The 16,465-nt window shown below is 37.1% G+C and carries 19 protein-coding genes, 1 tRNA gene and 1 pseudogene; 15 read left to right on the forward strand and 6 right to left on the reverse strand.

The genetic code is table 11. From position 1 onward, the window contains the following. The first annotated feature begins 98 nt into the window (after window positions 1–98). The 3 genes and pseudogenes from OZP13_RS14830 (at window position 99) to OZP13_RS14835 (ending at window position 1,663) form a co-directional block, all read left to right on the forward strand. Entirely contained in the window at window positions 99–263 is a 165-nt protein-coding gene (locus tag OZP13_RS14830; RefSeq protein WP_269240890.1) for a hypothetical protein, read from the forward strand. Between the two features lie 79 nt (window positions 264–342). Then, a pseudogene (locus tag OZP13_RS18765) lies at window positions 343–582 on the forward strand (type II toxin-antitoxin system RelE/ParE family toxin); the annotation flags it as partial. A gap of 88 nt (window positions 583–670) precedes the next feature. Next, the gene (locus OZP13_RS14835; RefSeq protein WP_281297673.1) at window positions 671–1,663 is read left to right on the forward strand and encodes a Gfo/Idh/MocA family protein; all 993 of its coding nucleotides are present in this window, start codon (window positions 671–673) and stop codon (window positions 1,661–1,663) included. Between the two features lie 54 nt (window positions 1,664–1,717). On the opposite strand, the gene OZP13_RS14840 is transcribed toward OZP13_RS14835, so the two are convergent. Beyond that, window positions 1,718–2,311: a T9SS type A sorting domain-containing protein gene (locus OZP13_RS14840; RefSeq protein ID WP_269240892.1), complete on the reverse strand. Its 594-nt coding sequence runs from the start codon at window positions 2,309–2,311 to the stop codon at window positions 1,718–1,720. Between the two features lie 185 nt (window positions 2,312–2,496). Between OZP13_RS14840 and OZP13_RS14845 the strand changes: the two genes are divergently transcribed. Then, window positions 2,497–3,369 (forward strand): AraC family transcriptional regulator, encoded by an 873-nt coding sequence (locus OZP13_RS14845; RefSeq protein ID WP_269240893.1) that lies wholly within the window; start codon window positions 2,497–2,499, stop codon window positions 3,367–3,369. Window positions 3,370–3,507: 138 nt separating this feature from the next. On the opposite strand, the gene OZP13_RS14850 is transcribed toward OZP13_RS14845, so the two are convergent. Then, the gene (locus OZP13_RS14850) at window positions 3,508–4,122 is read right to left on the reverse strand and encodes a hypothetical protein (RefSeq protein WP_281297674.1); all 615 of its coding nucleotides are present in this window, start codon (window positions 4,120–4,122) and stop codon (window positions 3,508–3,510) included. 429 nt (window positions 4,123–4,551) lie between these two features. Between OZP13_RS14850 and OZP13_RS14855 the strand changes: the two genes are divergently transcribed. From OZP13_RS14855 to OZP13_RS14865, 3 genes are all read left to right on the forward strand, one after another. Further along, a complete protein-coding gene (locus tag OZP13_RS14855) occupies window positions 4,552–5,268 on the forward strand; it encodes a DsbA family oxidoreductase (RefSeq protein ID WP_269240896.1) in 717 nt (238 codons plus the stop codon). A gap of 125 nt (window positions 5,269–5,393) precedes the next feature. Then, window positions 5,394–6,668 carry a Y-family DNA polymerase gene (locus OZP13_RS14860; RefSeq protein ID WP_269240897.1) on the forward strand — a complete coding sequence of 425 codons (1,275 nt, stop codon included), beginning with the start codon at window positions 5,394–5,396 and terminating at the stop codon, window positions 6,666–6,668. Continuing rightward, window positions 6,659–7,099, forward strand: coding sequence for a LexA family protein (locus OZP13_RS14865; protein WP_269240898.1), 441 nt, complete (start codon window positions 6,659–6,661; stop codon window positions 7,097–7,099). Before OZP13_RS14860 ends, OZP13_RS14865 begins: the two co-directional genes overlap by 10 nt. Here OZP13_RS14865 and OZP13_RS14870 read toward each other — a convergent pair. From OZP13_RS14870 to OZP13_RS14880, 3 genes are read right to left on the reverse strand one after another with little or no spacing between them, the layout of a single operon-like run. Then, window positions 7,096–8,019, reverse strand: coding sequence for a HipA domain-containing protein (locus OZP13_RS14870; RefSeq protein ID WP_269240899.1), 924 nt, complete (start codon window positions 8,017–8,019; stop codon window positions 7,096–7,098). The two genes, OZP13_RS14865 and OZP13_RS14870, sit on opposite strands and share 4 nt — an antisense overlap. Continuing rightward, on the reverse strand, window positions 8,012–8,329 hold the full coding sequence (locus tag OZP13_RS14875; protein WP_281297675.1) for a HipA N-terminal domain-containing protein: 318 nt from the start codon (window positions 8,327–8,329) through the stop codon (window positions 8,012–8,014). Before OZP13_RS14875 ends, OZP13_RS14870 begins: the two co-directional genes overlap by 8 nt. Next, on the reverse strand, window positions 8,329–8,538 hold the full coding sequence (locus OZP13_RS14880) for a helix-turn-helix domain-containing protein (RefSeq protein ID WP_269240902.1): 210 nt from the start codon (window positions 8,536–8,538) through the stop codon (window positions 8,329–8,331). The genes OZP13_RS14875 and OZP13_RS14880 overlap by 1 nt, the downstream gene beginning before the upstream one ends. 456 nt (window positions 8,539–8,994) lie before the next feature. Here OZP13_RS14880 and OZP13_RS14885 point away from each other — a divergent pair, with 456 nt between their 5' ends. From OZP13_RS14885 to OZP13_RS14895, 3 genes are all read left to right on the forward strand, one after another. Beyond that, on the forward strand, window positions 8,995–9,327 hold the full coding sequence (locus tag OZP13_RS14885; RefSeq protein WP_269240904.1) for a type II toxin-antitoxin system RelE/ParE family toxin: 333 nt from the start codon (window positions 8,995–8,997) through the stop codon (window positions 9,325–9,327). Next, window positions 9,315–9,635, forward strand: a complete 321-nt coding sequence (locus tag OZP13_RS14890; protein WP_269240905.1) for a helix-turn-helix domain-containing protein — start codon at window positions 9,315–9,317, stop codon at window positions 9,633–9,635. The genes OZP13_RS14885 and OZP13_RS14890 overlap by 13 nt, the downstream gene beginning before the upstream one ends. A gap of 143 nt (window positions 9,636–9,778) precedes the next feature. Continuing rightward, complete coding sequence (locus tag OZP13_RS14895; protein WP_281297676.1) at window positions 9,779–10,189, forward strand: hypothetical protein; 411 nt, start codon at window positions 9,779–9,781, stop codon at window positions 10,187–10,189. A 225-nt stretch (window positions 10,190–10,414) separates the two neighbouring features. Here OZP13_RS14895 and OZP13_RS14900 read toward each other — a convergent pair. Then, a tRNA-Leu gene (locus OZP13_RS14900) sits at window positions 10,415–10,494 on the reverse strand. A gap of 215 nt (window positions 10,495–10,709) precedes the next feature. Here OZP13_RS14900 and OZP13_RS14905 point away from each other — a divergent pair. From OZP13_RS14905 to OZP13_RS14925, 5 genes are all read left to right on the forward strand, one after another. After that, window positions 10,710–11,651: a ribose-phosphate pyrophosphokinase gene (locus tag OZP13_RS14905; protein WP_281297677.1), complete on the forward strand. Its 942-nt coding sequence runs from the start codon at window positions 10,710–10,712 to the stop codon at window positions 11,649–11,651. Window positions 11,652–11,719: 68 nt separating this feature from the next. Next, window positions 11,720–12,328, forward strand: coding sequence for a 50S ribosomal protein L25/general stress protein Ctc (locus OZP13_RS14910; protein ID WP_269240908.1), 609 nt, complete (start codon window positions 11,720–11,722; stop codon window positions 12,326–12,328). Window positions 12,329–12,459: 131 nt separating this feature from the next. Then, window positions 12,460–13,134: an aminoacyl-tRNA hydrolase gene (gene pth, locus OZP13_RS14915; RefSeq protein WP_281297678.1), complete on the forward strand. Its 675-nt coding sequence runs from the start codon at window positions 12,460–12,462 to the stop codon at window positions 13,132–13,134. A gap of 118 nt (window positions 13,135–13,252) precedes the next feature. After that, entirely contained in the window at window positions 13,253–15,349 is a 2,097-nt protein-coding gene (locus tag OZP13_RS14920) for a T9SS type A sorting domain-containing protein (RefSeq protein ID WP_281297679.1), read from the forward strand. Between the two features lie 98 nt (window positions 15,350–15,447). Then, window positions 15,448–16,377 carry a bifunctional riboflavin kinase/FAD synthetase gene (locus OZP13_RS14925; RefSeq protein ID WP_281297680.1) on the forward strand — a complete coding sequence of 310 codons (930 nt, stop codon included), beginning with the start codon at window positions 15,448–15,450 and terminating at the stop codon, window positions 16,375–16,377. Window positions 16,378–16,465 lie beyond the last annotated feature (88 nt).

Raw genomic sequence — 16,465 nt, forward strand, 5'->3', positions numbered from 1 at the left:
AATAAAAACCCTTAATCCCCTCAATCACAATATATTCCCTAAAAGAATAATTTATTTGAAATATTTTTATACTTTTGAGTATAAGTAGCATTCCAATTATGAAAACGAAAAACGAAAATTCCAACAATCTTGCCAGTCCAGGCAAACCAATGTCTCAAAAGAAATTCGCTTCTTTGATAAAAGAGGCCGAGGAAGGTGTTTTTTATACTTTAGAAGAATCTAAAAAACATTTTGAGGAATGGAGAAAGAACGTCGTGAAGTAGTAACCTCAAAACCATTTGATTTTATTGATCTTCCTTCAATCCACGAATATGATATGGTAGGGCTACTTTTGGATTAAAATTAGCTGACTATTTTATTGCCGAAATTTACGCTTCACTAGAAGATTTATCTACAAATTATTATCTCCATCCAGAATGTCGTCATCTGGAGACCAAAACTAAAAAATACCGAAATATAATTTTCGGCTCCTACCTCATCATTTACAGAATTACACCGTATAGAATAGAAGTTTTGAGGGCTTTTCACGGCAGTCGTTCTCCAAAATCCATCAAGAAATCAAGAAATATTAAAGTTGATTGATTTTCATCAACAGTTACCCCAAATTAATCCTTTATCCACACGGCTATTATCGGCTATTCTGTTAATTTTACAAAAAAAAGATATTCAAATGTCAAACAACACCGAAAATACAAAAACAATCCGTTGGGGAATCTTGGGATGTGGCGATGTTACTGAAGTAAAAAGCGGTCCAGCCTACCAAAAAACCCAAAGTTTCAAAATCGAAGCCGTAATGCGAAGAGATGCTGAAAAAGCTGCCGATTATGCCAAAAGACACAACATCGGCAAATATTATTCGGATGCGGATGAGTTGATCAATGACCCCGAAATTGATGCCATTTATATTGCCACTCCACCTGATACGCATCATTTTTATGGTCTGAAAGTAGCTTCGGCTGGCAAAATTTGCTGTATCGAAAAACCTTTGGCGCCAAGCTACAAAGAAAGTCTCGAAATTTACGAAGCTTTTAAAGCCAAGAATATTTCTTTATTCACGGCTTATTACAGACGAACTTTACCACGTTTCGAACAAATAAAAACTTGGCTCGACACTAATAAAATTGGCACAGTAAGATCCATTCGATGGAATTTGACCAAACCAGCTTCTGAACAAGATTTGTCGGGAGCATACAATTGGCGCACCGATGCCAAAGTCGCTCCGGGAGGATATTTTGATGATTTGGCAAGCCACGGTTTGGACTTGTTCACCTTTCTTTTGGGAGACATTAAGGAAGTTTCCGGTTATAGTTTGAACCAACAAGGATTGTATTCCGCCAAGGATGCCATTACGGCTTGCTGGATTCACGAATCCGGTGTTACGGGAAATGGAAACTGGAATTTTGGAAGCCAAAAACGAGAAGACATTGTGGAAATTGCTGGAAGTAAAGGCAAAATCAATTTTTCCATCTTCGAGAATGACGAAATTATCCTTTCTAACGAAGAAGGCGAAACGGAGCTTTTCATAGAACATCCAGAAAACGTGCAATTGCACCACGTGGAACGAATTCGTGAACATCTTTTGGGCAACAGCCAGCATCCTTCTGCCGATTCTTCTGCCGTGCAGACCAGTTGGATTATGGACAAGATTTTGGGAAACATATAGAATAAAAAAAACAGCCCAAAAGTAGAGCTGTTCTTATAATCCCGATGGCTTAAATTAATTACTGGCAAAGGTTTTTGAATAAGTCTTGTCTTTGTAAGTCATTACAAAAGTACATCGTTCATCATTCATTTGGTTGATATTGAAAACCTTTTTCACTTCTTGATCAAAAATTACGTCACTATCATAAACCTCATTGTTCGCTTTGTCGTAAACTTTAATGTTTACTGGAGATTTATCCATATTTAAAAAACTTACTCGCACCAATCCTCCTTTGTTTATAAAAGCAGGTTTATACAATTCTGAAATTGCATTAGTGGATAAAGTAGCTGTTTTCCCAACAACCGAAATTTCATATCTAGAAATCTTTATATCAGATTCAGCCTCCAAGAAATAAGTTCCTTCCGGCAAGGCTTTCAAATCATAAGTTCTATTGATAATCTTTAAAGCATCCACTTTTTCCGAGTGAATCATTTTGCCTTCGGCGTCATAAATAGACAAATCAACTTTATCCATTTTGTTCAAAGCAAAAGTTACCTTCCTTCCTTGTTCTTTTTTTACATCAATTGTAAAATCAACAGTACCAGCATACAAATTCATAGTTAATAATGTCACTCCCAACATTAAACCAAATTTTGAAATCTTTTTCATAATCGTTGTTTTTTTAATTTATAATGGTTTATTGAGGCAAAGATAGAGCAGCAATTCAGAGGACAAGAATACCCTGTTTGCTTATTTGTATGCTATTTTACCTTTTACGAAAACGTTAAAGGTTAAAAAAGATAATTATGTGTTATTTTAGGTTAATTTTGTATTGATTCTAAATAAGAACCTAAATGAAAAAGATTCAACCCACCTTAAAAATTATAGAACCTTCTTTTGGGAGTTCCTTCACTATTACCCAATATGACGGAAATTCAAACAACAAATCCCACTTTTGGCATTACCATCCCGAAATCGAATTGGTCTATGTAAATGGTGGTGCCGGCAAACGCCAAGTGGGAAGCCATATTTCTTATTATACCAGTGGCTGCGTAATTCTTATAGGAAGCAACCTGCCCCATTGCGGTTTTACCGATGAAAATACGGGGAACAAAAAAGAAACGGTGATACAGATGAAGCCCGATTTCCTTGGCACTGCCTTTTTTGGAATTGCAGAAATGAAAAACATCCAGCATCTCTTCAATCGAGCCAAAGCCGGTCTTGTCTTTATTGGTGCAACCAAAAAAAGATTGGGAGACAAAATAGAACTTATGGAAAATCAGTTGCCGTTTGAAAGATTGCTCACTTTGCTCTCTATTCTAAATGAAATGGAAGAGGCCACCGAATTCAAGGTTTTGAATGCCGAAGGATTTTCGATGGAAATGCAAATGCAGGATAACGACAAAATAAACACGATTTTCAATTATGTAAAAGATAATTTCCAGCAACAAATACCCCTTGACGAAGTGGCTGTATTGGTCAGCATGACGGTTCCTTCTTTTTGCCGTTATTTCAAAAAAATAACCCAAAAAACATTTACCCGGTTTGTCAACGAATACCGCTTGGTACACGCTTCCAAGCTATTGGCGGAAAAACCCATCAGCATTACCGAAGTTTGTTTCGAAAGCGGCTTCAACAATTTTAGCTATTTCAATAAATCGTTCCAGGAATTCACGGGCAAAAGCGCCTCGCAATATCGAAAAGAACATCGTTCGGTTATGGTTTAATGAATGTCTATACAATGTAATACCATTTAAAATCCGATTCTAACTCCCTCTCCTTTGGAGAGGGTTGGGGTGAGGATAAACAAAAATCCCGCTGATACGAATATCAACGGGAATTTTAACTAACTACTTTTAACTAACCTAATTGTTTATTCTGATATCTAAACTTCCTGTTACTTTGGGTTTTCCACCATTAGTTCTGTAATAGACATCATCTTGGGCATTCGAATTTTGTTGACTATAATCATAATTGTTGTAATCATTATTATTTGAGGTGTATTGATAATCTCTGCCTCCATTCACGGCTCCAACAAAATCAACAATTTGACCACGATGGTTATAAATAATTTGCAAACCACCTACTTGTGTCAAAGCATAACGATTGTAGTTCATATAAACAGAGCCTGCTCGCTTGATTCTGCCATAGGCATCATAGTTTACGAACACGTTTCCCACTCGTCTTATTCTTCCTTTACTGTCGTGTTCCACTTTCACGCCGTAATCGCGCGTCACGTAAGTTCGTCTTTCAATATTCTTTTTGTTTGATCTATAATACAGGCCCCCATTCGAAGGATGTGTATTAAAATCAAATTGTCCGTCGGCGAATATGTAAAACTCAATGCCTCTTTCCACAAACACGATGGGATCGGCATTTCTAAAATCAACAGCAGATCTTCTTTCGTTTCTATCTCCTGCATTGGCTACAACACCTCCCATAAGGAAAATGCTGGCTACTAAAAGGGTAATTTTTCTCATGATATGTATAATTTGGGTTTTGCCTACTCTTGAGCTTTTCGGCTTTCGCTTTTCCAATTGGTTTGATTGGGTATATCCAAGTAGCGTGCCAAAGATTTGAATCAAGAATTCGTGTTTTTAAAACATTTATCAATTAAAACCAAATAATTCACTCATTATTAGCATTTTAAAAATAAAAATAAATTTTAAAAAATATAAGAATTGGCTGTTCTTTAACTAAAACTCAACTTTGCATTATTCCTTTTTCCGGGGTTTTAACCCATAAAAAATCACTCTAAAAATTAAAATGTGCGCAAAATCTAGTTTTCAAAACCCAAAATTCAACTCGAACGATTGCCAATAAAAACCTAAATTAAAAACAGTCAAAACCAGAATGGATTATTTTTGCAGCACAAAATAAATTGGCAAAGCCAATAAAGGAATCGCAATATGGAAAATAAATTGAAAGTGCAGATTTGGTCGGATATTATGTGTCCGTTTTGTTATATAGGAAAAAGAAGAATAGAAGAAGCTTTAAGCCAATTCGAACACAAAGAAGCTGTTACCATCGAATGGAAAAGCTTTGAATTGGATGCCGGTTTCATTCCTTCACCGGAAGACAACGTAATCGAACACTTGGCAGAAAAATACAGAAAAGATACCGATTGGGCACAAACTATGGTCGACAATATGACCGAGAACGCAAAAACAGCGGGACTGGATTTTCATTTCGAAAAAGCCGTTTTGGCCAATTCCCACAACGCCCACCGATTGTTGCATTTGGCTAAAAAATACAATCTCGCCAACGAATTGGAAGAATTACTCTTCAAAGCCTATTTAACAGACGGCAAAGATTTAAACAATTTGGATACATTAAGCCAATTGGGAATAGAAATAGGTCTCGAAGCCGAAGCCGTTGCCCAAGTTTTGCATTCCGATGCTTACAGCAAAGAAGTGAAACAAGACATTCAACAAGCCAATGCCATAGGCGTTCAGGGCGTTCCGTTTTTTGTTTTCGACAATAAATATGCCATTTCCGGCGCACAACCTGCAACGGCTTTTTTGCAAACATTGGAAAAAGTATGGCAAGAAGGACAATTTGATTCGAAAATAACTTTGGTAAACAGCACGACCGAGAATAGTTGCGACATCAACGGATGCGATTAAACTGATTTGGAACACATCTCTCGAGTTCGCTCGAGAGACACCTCCAACCTTTTTATTTATCAACAATCCCCAAAATTAACTTTTCACCCACACTTCCATAAGCGGCTATTAAGTAATTTTACAGGATGTATGCTTTAGTCGATTGCAATAATTTTTACGCTTCCTGCGAACGTGTTTTTCAACCGAAATTCAACGGAAAACCCGTTGCGATATTATCCAACAACGACGGCTGCGTGATTTCCAGAAGCAACGAAGCCAAGGCTGCTGGCGTTCCGATGGGCGCTCCGGCATTTCAAATCAAGGAATTGGTCAAAGAAAAAAACGTTAAATTGTTTTCTTCTAATTATCCACTTTATGGCGATTTGAGCAATCGGGTGATGGCAATTTTAGGTCAGTTCACACCCAATCTGGAAATTTACAGCATTGACGAAGCTTTCCTGAATTTCGACGGTTTGACTATTCCGGATTATCACGATTATGGTCTCCAAATGAAAACCCGTGTCCAGAAATGGGTTGGAATTCCGGTTTGCATTGGCTTTGCCGAAACAAAAGCTTTATCGAAAGTCGCCAACAAAATTGCCAAGAAATTCCAGGACAGGACAAAAGGCGTTTATGTTATCGACTCCGAAGAAAAACGCATCAAAGCCCTGAAATGGACCAAAATTGAAGATGTTTGGGGCATTGGTTATCGAATGACTAAAAAGGTAAAATTGCGAAACATCAACACTGCTCTCGATTTTATCCAACCGCAACACGAAGCCTGGATCAGGAGAGAAATGGGCGTTGTTGGAATGCGCTTGAAATATGAGTTGGAAGGAAAATCGGTTTTGGACTTGGAACCCATCGTCGAACAAAAGAAAAGCATAGCCATCACCCGAAGTTTTCCCAAACAAATTGCCGATTTCGATTTGTTGCGCGAACGCGTGGCGACTTTTGCTTCGGTTTGTGCCGAAAAATTGCGAAATCAAAAATCCTGTTGCCACACGATTATCGTGATGTTGGTCATTGACAAACACAGTGTCCAAACTTCGAAATATTATTTCAACATGGCAGTAACCTTGCCTTTTGCGACCAATTCGACCCTGACCATTTCGAACACGGCAATTGACATATTGAAAAAATTGCACAAAGGAAACGAACATTTAAAATTCAAGAAAGCAGGCGTAATCGTAACCGAACTGATTGATGAAAACCGAAAACAATTTCAATTATTCGATGAAGAAAACCCAAAACATTTGGCCTTGATGCAAGCAATGGACAAACTGAATACCAAAATGGGCGACAAAAAAGTGAAATTGGCGACCCAAAATTTGAGCCTGACCTGGAATATGAACCAAAATCATCTTTCACCCAGATTCACAACCAACTTCAACGATATTCTCGAAATACGATGTCAATAAAAAAAGACCAAAAGCTAACGTTCTTCAATCCAGATTTTGAAAGCGACCTCCGAATTCCTTTCATAAAAGAAGGTGTTTCGGCTGGATTTCCCTCGCCTGCGGCCGATTTTATGGAAAACGGCATCGATTTGAACAAGGAATTAAGCGAAAATCCTTTGGCGACTTTCTACATAAAAGTCAAGGGAAATTCGATGATTGACGCCGGCATCAACGACAAAGATGTGTTAGTCGTGGACAGAAGTCTCGAACCCCAAAACAACAAAATCGCCATTTGCTTCATCGACGGCGAATTCACCGTGAAACGCATCCAAGTCGAAAAAGACTGCTTGTACCTGATGCCCGAAAACCCCAATTATCCTCCCATAAAAGTCACCGAAGAAAACCAATTAATCATTTGGGGAATTGTGACTTATGTAATAAAGAGGGTTTAAAACCTCTTAATCCTGTTTTCCATCAACTTTAGATATTTTTCTTTCATCACGTCCGACAAAAAGGATATTTCTACCAACTCCGTCCATTTAGATACGCTTTTGTTCATATCAGATAAAATGACATCAATGGTTTTATCGTTAAGTTCCAACCTTTCTTTTGCGTAATAATCTATCAATTCCGTTGACTTGAAATTACTCTTTTTACCTTTGAGAGACAGGGCTAATTCCTCCTGTGGATTTTTAATGGAAATGGAAGAATTCAAAAAATCATAAACTGGAGCCAAGGTTGTTTTCCCCGCTTTTGTAATTACTGAAAAATTCTTTAAGTGCATATCTTCATTGCCTGTTATAAAACAAAATAAAACGCGTTTAAAGAAATCGGCTTTGGCTATTGCTGGAAAAGTACAGAACTCATCAATTACTTTAACCAATTTTTCCATCGTGTAATCATACTTCGTGTCTCTTGAATTTCCGGACAATTGTGCAAAATCCTCAGTGGCATATTTTTTACCTTTACTATATCGGTCAAATCGTTTGATAAAATAAGAAAGACTGCCGTCCTTGGAATAAACCAATCCGTGAAAAGGAACCTCAAGTCCGTAAACTTTGGCCATTTTCATCGTTACATCTTCATTTTCGGGCAATTCTAGAAAAATATCATTTTGAGGTTTGATAATATAATTGCCAAACTGGTCCACAATTTCAAACTGTTGCTTCACTACCGAAATAACGGCACTTAATTTGGGTTGAACGCCTTGAATAGACAATTTATTCGCCCGATTGGCCGCTTCTTGCCTTTGTTCGGCAGCGGTAAATGGCAAATCATTTAATGCCGTAAGTTTCGGAGCAATCAGTCGAAGTCCTTTTTCACTGTATTTTTCAGTGCCACATAATTCGTACGTAATCGGGCATCTATTCATCTTTCCATTCTTTTACCGTTACTGCTCCCACCAAATCATTTCCTGTAGCCACAAGTTGAGAAAAATAATCATTTTTATCAATTTTACCTATTTTCAAAAGTCCTTCAAGCATTATCCCTTCTGGCAATAAGCCTTCAAAAAAAGAGGGGAATTTGGCAAATGAATAATGCTTGGCAGTCAATGGCATAGTCAAGGATACGGGTTCTCCTTCATAATTGTCGTCATAGGTAAATTGATACCCGCCAGCATTGTCTTCCATCAATATTCCTGCCCTTTTATCGTGAACCAGTATTGTTGCTTTTCTCATCATTATTTATGGATTGGACTTTTAAATTGCACTTCGATATTCAATACTTTCAGTATCGCCAAAAGATTATTCCAACGAACCGTTTCTTTATTTTTCTCAATATCAAAAACGGTAGTCTTCCCTACTCCCGCCAGATTTGCCAATTCTAATTGTGTCAATCCTGCTACTTTACGATGCTCTTTTATGAAGAGACCTAAATTAAAATCATTCATACTTTACCGTTTTAGCAGTAAAAATAGACAAATATATCTTTCGTTAGAGTGCTTTCACAACAAAATAGTTGTTTTTTACTGTTATAGCAGTAAATAATACATAAAACACGAAATACTGATTGAATAAACAGATAGAATTTGGTTTTTTACCGTTATGGCGGTATTTTAAAGAATTTGGTTTTCTGGTAAAAAAATACATCTACTATTCCCAATTTGAACAAAGTAAAAAACAGTTAATCATTTGGTGAATTGTGACTTATGTGATAAAGAGGGCGTGATAAAAAGTAAATATATTCTTTAATTTATTATATTTGAATTGTCTCACGCTATCAATAATTCAAAAATTATAATCGTAATTTTAGCTTAAGACAACCACAATCTAAACTAATAAAAACGTTGCTTGAATAATAATTGTTATTTAGTAACGAATTAATTACATTTGCAAAGAATTAACCAATGAGGAATTTACAATTTACAGATGAGTTTTTAGAATTTATTAACCAATCTGAAAGCAATGTCAAGATTAAAATAAATTACTTATTCGAGGTAATAAAAACCCAAACGGTAATTAACGCTAAGGTCGCCAAGAAGTTGGTAAATACCGATTTTTATGAAATACGAATACAGGTTAATAATGAATATCGTGTAATCGTATTTACATTAGACCACGATAATATAACCCAAAGCAAAGAGATCCTGTTCCTGAACGGGTTTATAAAAAAATCGACTAAAGACTACGACAAACAAATAAAAAAGGCAGCTAAAATATTGGAACAATGGAAAGAATAAAAATAAATATCGAAAAGTTAAAAAAAGAAACTCACAGCGTAAACGACTATCTAGACGAACAATACGGAAAACAAGGAACGCCTGAAAGAGAAGAGTTCTCAAAAAACGCCTTGGCTTTTTACTATGGCGAATTAATAAAAGAAAAACGCAAAGAAAAACACCTTACCCAACAGCAACTCGCTGACCAAATAGGCAAAGAACGTGCCTACATTGCCAAAATAGAACAAGGCAAAACCGATTTACAAATATCCAATTTTGTACAAATTATCAATGCGTTGGGAATGACTTTGCAATTGACAGAAAGTTAGAAATAGGGAATCGTTTGGGGAATCGTGACTTATGTGATAAAGAAGGTGTGAAAGGAAATCCCCACTTTACGGGAAACCGTAAAACGAATGATTTTTAATAGATTACATTTGAGTATTTTTAATTTAAAAATGAAAAATATATTATGAAAAAACTTATTACAGTATTCGCATTATTTTTAGCTACAATTACATTTGCGCAATCAACAGCTTACCATTCAAACGATAAACTCGGAAAAAAAACCATAACAGGTCAATGGTTTATTTCAGGTGTTAAGCAAGATATGTTAATTATGGAACCCAGTACGGTTGCTTATGCAAAAGTATATCGCGAGTTGAAAAAAGCTTTAGCTTTTTATGATTTAAAATTTGATGAGCCTTTTGAAGATGAATCAGTTATATCTTCACTTTGTAAATCAGTTGAAGATTTTGAAATAATGGATTTAACAATAGGAACAAAAAGTAGCGAAATCAATATGGTTTGGAAAAGTGATATGGTCGTTATATCGTGGATTTGTAGTGCAGGTACTTATGGTATGGCAATAACAGAAAGATAAAATGATAAAAAAAAGGGAAAGGAAATGATTAAGATAATTTTATTAATCTTTCAGAAGACCTCAATTATCGCTCAAATAATTAATCCCGATTCATTAGACTCTTATCATTACAAAACAATCTATTATTCAATTAGTTTACTTTATATTCTTTCGAATATTTATATAAAATACAAAAGCAGAAAAAGTATAAAACCAAAAAAGCCTCTTCTTTCGAAGAGGCTTTTGTACCCGGAGCCGGAGTCGAACCGGCACGGTTTCCCACAGGTGTTTGAGACCAGCGCGTCTACCAATTCCGCCATCCGGGCTTCAGCAGACCGAAGCAACAACAGTTGCTTCACGCATTAAAAGAGAATTGTTGTAAAAGCAACCCCTTTTTGTTTAACACGGTGCAAATGTAAAAAATATTTTTAAACATTCTAATAAAAATACTGAAATTTTTCCTTTCAGAGTTCGATTTTATTCCTAAATTTGCACCTCGGTAAAACGAAAAAACACAACTAACTACAAAACAACAAATTAAATGTCCCACTTAGAGCCAGAAGCTAAAATTTTTGCGTGTTCAAAAAGTGTCTATCTCGCAGAGAAGATTGCAGAGGGTTACGGAATCCCATTAGGAAAGATTACAACCTCCAATTATAGCGACGGAGAATTCCAGCCGTCTTTCGAGGAATCTATAAGAGGATTGCGCGTATTTATTGTTTGCTCCACTTTTCCAAATGCCGACAATTTAATGGAATTGTTGTTGATGATTGACGCTGCCAAACGTGCATCGGCAAGACACATCACGGCAGTTATCCCTTACTTCGGTTGGGCAAGACAGGACAGAAAAGACAAAGCAAGAGTTCCGATTGGAGCCAAACTAGTCGCCAAATTGCTGGAAACAGCTGGCGCAACGAGAATCATGACAATGGATTTGCATGCAGACCAAATACAAGGATTCTTCGAGAAACCAGTGGATCACTTATTCGCATCGACTATCTTTTTACCTTATGTAGAAAGCTTGGGGTTGGAAAACTTGACCATTGCATCGCCTGACATGGGTGGATCAAAAAGAGCTTATGCTTATTCCAAATTCTTGGAGTCGGATGTGGTAATTTGCTACAAACAACGAAAAGAAGCCAATGTTATCGACACGATGGAGTTGATTGGAGAGGTAAAAGGAAGAAACGTGATTTTGGTTGACGACATGATCGACACCGGAGGCACATTGGCGAAAGCCGCCGATTTGATGATAGAAAAAGGCGCATTGAGCGTAAGAGCTATCTGTACACACGCCATATTATCGGGCGAGGCTTACGAAAAAATAGAAAATTCGAAATTAAGCGAATTGATAGTGACCGATTCTATTCCGTTGAAGAAAGAATCTAACAAAATAAGAGTAGTGAGTTGTGCACCTCTTTTTGCAGAAGTAATGCACATGGTGCACCACAACAATTCCATTAGCGGAACATTTTTGATGTAATTTATTACCCGAAAACCAAAAGCTAATCCAACAAGAGTTTAATTAATAACTATATAAATTTTTTTACAATGAAATCGATTACAATTAAAGGATCAGAAAGAGAAAGCGTGGGCAAAGTTGCTACTAAAGCCTTACGTAATGCTGGAGCGGTTCCTTGCGTGTTATACGGAGGAAATCAACCAGTGCATTTTTCAGCAGACGAAAGAGCATTCAAAACCTTGGTTTACACTCCAAACGCGCACACAGTTGTGATTGAATTGGAAGGAAAATCATTCAATGCCATCCTACAAGACATTCAGGTTCACCCTGTAACTGACAAGATTTTACACATTGACTTCTTTCAATTATTTGATGACAAAGAAATCACCATGGAAGTTCCTGTAAGAGTTGTTGGAGTATCTCCTGGAGTATTATTAGGAGGTGTGCTACGTTTGAACACTCGTAGATTAAAAGTAAAAGCGTTGCCAGCAAATCTTCCTGATTTTATTGACGCCGACATTTCTCCACTTGAAATGGGTAACAAATTGTATGTTACGAAACTAGTTTCTGACAACTACAAATTATTGCACCCAGACAACACTGTTGTTGCTCAAGTAAGAATTTCTCGTGCAGCGATGAAAGCAGCTCAAGAAGCAGCAAAAGCGGCAAAAGCGCCTGCAAAAGGAAAGAAAAAATAATCTTTTTTCAATCATTCAAGAAAGCATCAGTTGCAAAACTGGTGCTTTTTTTGTTTTATGCCATAAAGATTCTGGCTGTTTGAAAGTATTCGGCTTTAAAAAAAATCAAAAATTAAGTTTACTTTTGCAATATGCTAAAATGGTTCAACAGCCTGTTTTCAAAAACAGAAACAAAAGACAACACAGATTACATGAAACCGGAGGTTCACGAACACCAAAAAAACAATATGAAAAGCGTGAGTAATAAATTTTTAATCGTCGGACTCGGCAACATCGGTGCCGAATATGTCAACACGAGACACAATATTGGTTTTAAAGTGGTCGATTTCTTGGCCAGAAAAGAAGGAATCAATTTCGAAACCGTCAAACTCGGCGCATTGGCCGAATACAAGTTCAAAGGACGCACTTTCTTCTTGTTGAAACCCAACACCTACATGAACTTGAGTGGTAAAGCCGTACACTATTGGATGGAAAAAGAAAAAATTCCATTGGAAAACATCCTGGTCATCACCGATGATTTGAATCTTGCTTTCGGAACCATCCGCATCAGGAAAAAAGGCAGCGATGGCGGGCACAACGGACTCAAAAGCATTCACGCCACTTTAAACACAACTGATTATGCGCGTTTCCGTTTTGGTATCAGCGACGAATTCAAAAAAGGAAAGCAAGTGGATTACGTCTTGGGCGAATGGGATGATGCCGAAAAAGCAGCCCTTCCAGAGCGCTTGGAACTGGCTTCCGAAATCATAAAATCCTTTGGAACCGCCGGGTTGGAAAACACGATGAGCGCTTTTAACGGAAAATAGAAAGGGAGGTTTAGTTTATAAAAACAAACTCTATAAACAAGCTATTTGCTAAATTTTCAGCATTTTATATTTGGAATTTGGAAAATACTTAACTTTGAAAAAAATACATGCAATAACAATGAAGACAATTACCCTCAACTCTCTCCATAAAATCATTGTAGTTCTTTGTTTTTTTGGTCTTGGCAATACATACGGTCAGAATAAAAGTACTACCAGCAAAACTCTATTTGGAAAAACCATTGCTACCGAAAACAAAAATCCGAACAACGGAATTATTCGTTGTGCAACGGTAGAATATGAGCAATATCTTCAAGAGAAGAACCCAAAAAGAATGACTAATGCCCAGTTTGAAGCTTGGCTGGCCCCTTTAGTAAACAAACAGAAAGCAGCCAGAACTAGCTCAAAAACTGCCGCACCAACTATCATAACAATACCAGTAGTTGTTCACGTGATTTATAATGGTCAACCCATTGGAACAGCGCCTAATATTACTGACGCACAAGTAGAATCGCAGATTACGGTACTAAACCAAGATTTCAGAAAAATGTTAGGCACTGCAGGAGGAGAAAGCACCAACCCTGTTGCCGCAGACATTGGAATTGAATTTGTTCTTGCAAAAGTAGACCCTAACGGAAATCCAACAAATGGAATTGACAGAGTAAGTATGTGCCAACCCTCTTGGTCAAGAACAGAAATAGATGAAACTGTAAAGCCAGCAACCATATGGGATCCAGCTCAATATATGAACATGTGGAGTGTTGAATTCTCAGATGCCTCTCTTCTAGGTTACGCCCAATTTCCAGACGCTTCAGGATTGAGCGGCCTGGCTCCTTCAGGTGGAGTGGCAAATACAGATGGAGTTGTCTCTCGTTATAATGTTTTTGGCAGCAATGACTTTGGCAGTTCCTTTCTATTAGTAGCCTCCCAATATAACAAAGGAAGAACGATGACCCATGAAGTAGGACACTGGCTTGGCTTAAGACACATTTGGGGCGATGGAGGTAGTCGTGATACAGACACAAAAGATTGTGATGCCTCTGATTATTGCGATGATACACCACAAGCAGGATGGGAAAACTATGATTGTGTCACCTCAGACTCCTGTCCTTTAGTAGCAGGAAATGACATGATAGAAAATTACATGGATTATACGAATGATACCTGCATGAACATCTTTACCCTAAATCAAAAAGACAGAATAATGACTGTTATGGCTAATTCTCCCAGAAGAAACTCTTTAAAAACCTCAACAAAAGGCACAGCAATTTCTTTATATGCCAATGATGCCGAGATTAAACTTGAAGCCAGTTGCGACACTCCAATTTGCGGAGCTTTGGCCAACCAAACTATTCAAAAAGTACTACTTTATAACCGAGGATCAAATAATTTAACCTCGGCAACCATAAATTACAATATCAATGGAAGCAGCAACAATGTATATAATTGGACCGGCAGTTTAGCTACCCACAAATTTGCCGTAATCAGCATTCTCATAAATTCCGCTACAAATGGAACTTTTAACGCCTCCGTTTCTACTGCAAATAGCGTTACCGATCAAAGAGCAACAAACAATTCAGCCTCTGGAAGTTTTCTTATCCCAATTCCTGCACCAAACTACACTTACACCAATTACACCTTTAGATTGCAACAAGACTTATGGGGAAGCGAAACTACCTGGAACCTAAAAGACGGTTCTGGAGCAATATTATTCAGCGGCGGCCCTTATGCAGACACCAAAGATTCAACAACTTTACCCAGCTTGATAACTGAAAACTGGACATTAACTAGCAATCAATGTTATACTTTTACGATAAACGATACTGAAGGAGACGGACTTTGCTGCAGTGGCGGCAATGGATATTATGACATTAAAGCAACAGACGGAACAGTAATTAGCTCTGGAACTTCATTTAAATCAAGTAAAACTTCAACTTTTACCACAGGCACACTTGCAAATGAAAAATTCGAAACTTCAACAGACATTTATCTTTATCCAAACCCCACAAAAGGAACTTTGAACATTCAATTTCCAAGTAATTTTGGCCTACCAGATAATTACGCCATCAGTAATGCTCTGGGGCAAAAAATTATACAAAAAGAAGTTTCAAAAGAAACAGATTTAACCATAAACACTGCAGCTTTAAGCAATGGCATCTATTTTATCACCATTGTAAAAGATAGCCTAAAAAGAACCTTACGATTCATCAAAGAATAGCTTTTTCAAATAAAAACAGGGAGGATTGATTTATTTCAATCCTCTTTTTTTATATGTTATTATTACCATAAATTTGCAGCATTAAAAAAAACCACGCTTTGAAGATTTTTCATTCCATCAACGATTTCAAGTCAACCAAAAAAACCATCCTCACCCTAGGTACCTTTGACGGCGTGCATGTTGGTCACAAAAAAATACTGGAAAAAGTTACCCAAAACACGGAAAACGGAAAATACGAAAGTCTGGTGCTTACTTTTTTTCCGCATCCTCGAATGGTTTTACACGGGCAATCCGAAGTTAAACTACTCAACACGATTGACGAAAAAATAAATTTATTGGAAAAAGCAGGCATTCAAAATCTTGTTATCCATCCTTTTGACGAAAAATTTTCGAGATTGACTGCCGAAGAATTTGTCAAAACCGTTCTTGTGGATCAATTCCATATCAAAAAAATAATTATCGGCCACGATCATCGTTTTGGGAAAAACAGAACGGCCGACATCAATGACTTGATAGCTTTTGGACAACAACATAATTTTGAAGTGGAACAAATTTCCGCACAGGAAATAAACGATGTCTCGATAAGTTCCACCAAAATTAGAAACGCCTTGATGGAAGGAAACATGGCTTTGGCCAATGAATATTTGGGCTACGACTATTTCTTGACAGGAACCATTTCTAGAGGAAAACAATTGGGAAGAACCATCGGATTTCCAACGGCAAACCTTAAAATTGAAGAAAACTACAAACTCATTCCGCAAAACGGCGCTTATGTGGTCAAAAGCACAATCGACCAAAAAACGGCGTACGGAATGATGAATATTGGCTACAATCCCACGGTAGCAGGTGAAAATTTATCCATCGAAATCCACTATTTTGATTTTGACCAGGACATTTATGACCAAAAAATAGCGGTTTCCATTCTCGAACGCCTTCGCCCCGAACAAAAATTTGGCTCTGTCGATCTACTGAAAGAGCAATTAAAGAAAGACAAACAAACGGCGTTAGAGTTCATAAACAAAAGATAGTCATTCGTTAAATTTCAGTTTATTTCACAACAAATTAGCGTTGTTTTTGTAAATTTGATATTGTCTCTGTTCATTCTTCGATGAAGTA

Source organism: Flavobacterium limnophilum (genome assembly GCF_027111315.2).
Classification (GTDB): domain Bacteria; phylum Bacteroidota; class Bacteroidia; order Flavobacteriales; family Flavobacteriaceae; genus Flavobacterium; species Flavobacterium limnophilum.

Coding starts and splice junctions, on each gene's coding strand:
- OZP13_RS14830 (WP_269240890.1), top strand. CDS start 99: ATGAAAACGAAAAACGAAAATTCCAACAATCTTGCCAGTCCAGGCAAA.
- OZP13_RS14835 (WP_281297673.1), top strand. CDS start 671: ATGTCAAACAACACCGAAAATACAAAAACAATCCGTTGGGGAATCTTG.
- OZP13_RS14840 (WP_269240892.1), bottom strand. CDS start 2,311: ATGAAAAAGATTTCAAAATTTGGTTTAATGTTGGGAGTGACATTATTA.
- OZP13_RS14845 (WP_269240893.1), top strand. CDS start 2,497: ATGAAAAAGATTCAACCCACCTTAAAAATTATAGAACCTTCTTTTGGG.
- OZP13_RS14850 (WP_281297674.1), bottom strand. CDS start 4,122: ATGAGAAAAATTACCCTTTTAGTAGCCAGCATTTTCCTTATGGGAGGT.
- OZP13_RS14855 (WP_269240896.1), top strand. CDS start 4,552: ATGGAAAATAAATTGAAAGTGCAGATTTGGTCGGATATTATGTGTCCG.
- OZP13_RS14860 (WP_269240897.1), top strand. CDS start 5,394: ATGTATGCTTTAGTCGATTGCAATAATTTTTACGCTTCCTGCGAACGT.
- OZP13_RS14865 (WP_269240898.1), top strand. CDS start 6,659: ATGTCAATAAAAAAAGACCAAAAGCTAACGTTCTTCAATCCAGATTTT.
- OZP13_RS14870 (WP_269240899.1), bottom strand. CDS start 8,019: ATGAATAGATGCCCGATTACGTACGAATTATGTGGCACTGAAAAATAC.
- OZP13_RS14875 (WP_281297675.1), bottom strand. CDS start 8,329: ATGATGAGAAAAGCAACAATACTGGTTCACGATAAAAGGGCAGGAATA.
- OZP13_RS14880 (WP_269240902.1), bottom strand. CDS start 8,538: ATGAATGATTTTAATTTAGGTCTCTTCATAAAAGAGCATCGTAAAGTA.
- OZP13_RS14885 (WP_269240904.1), top strand. CDS start 8,995: ATGAGGAATTTACAATTTACAGATGAGTTTTTAGAATTTATTAACCAA.
- OZP13_RS14890 (WP_269240905.1), top strand. CDS start 9,315: ATGGAAAGAATAAAAATAAATATCGAAAAGTTAAAAAAAGAAACTCAC.
- OZP13_RS14895 (WP_281297676.1), top strand. CDS start 9,779: ATGAAAAAACTTATTACAGTATTCGCATTATTTTTAGCTACAATTACA.
- OZP13_RS14905 (WP_281297677.1), top strand. CDS start 10,710: ATGTCCCACTTAGAGCCAGAAGCTAAAATTTTTGCGTGTTCAAAAAGT.
- OZP13_RS14910 (WP_269240908.1), top strand. CDS start 11,720: ATGAAATCGATTACAATTAAAGGATCAGAAAGAGAAAGCGTGGGCAAA.
- pth (WP_281297678.1), top strand. CDS start 12,460: ATGCTAAAATGGTTCAACAGCCTGTTTTCAAAAACAGAAACAAAAGAC.
- OZP13_RS14920 (WP_281297679.1), top strand. CDS start 13,253: ATGAAGACAATTACCCTCAACTCTCTCCATAAAATCATTGTAGTTCTT.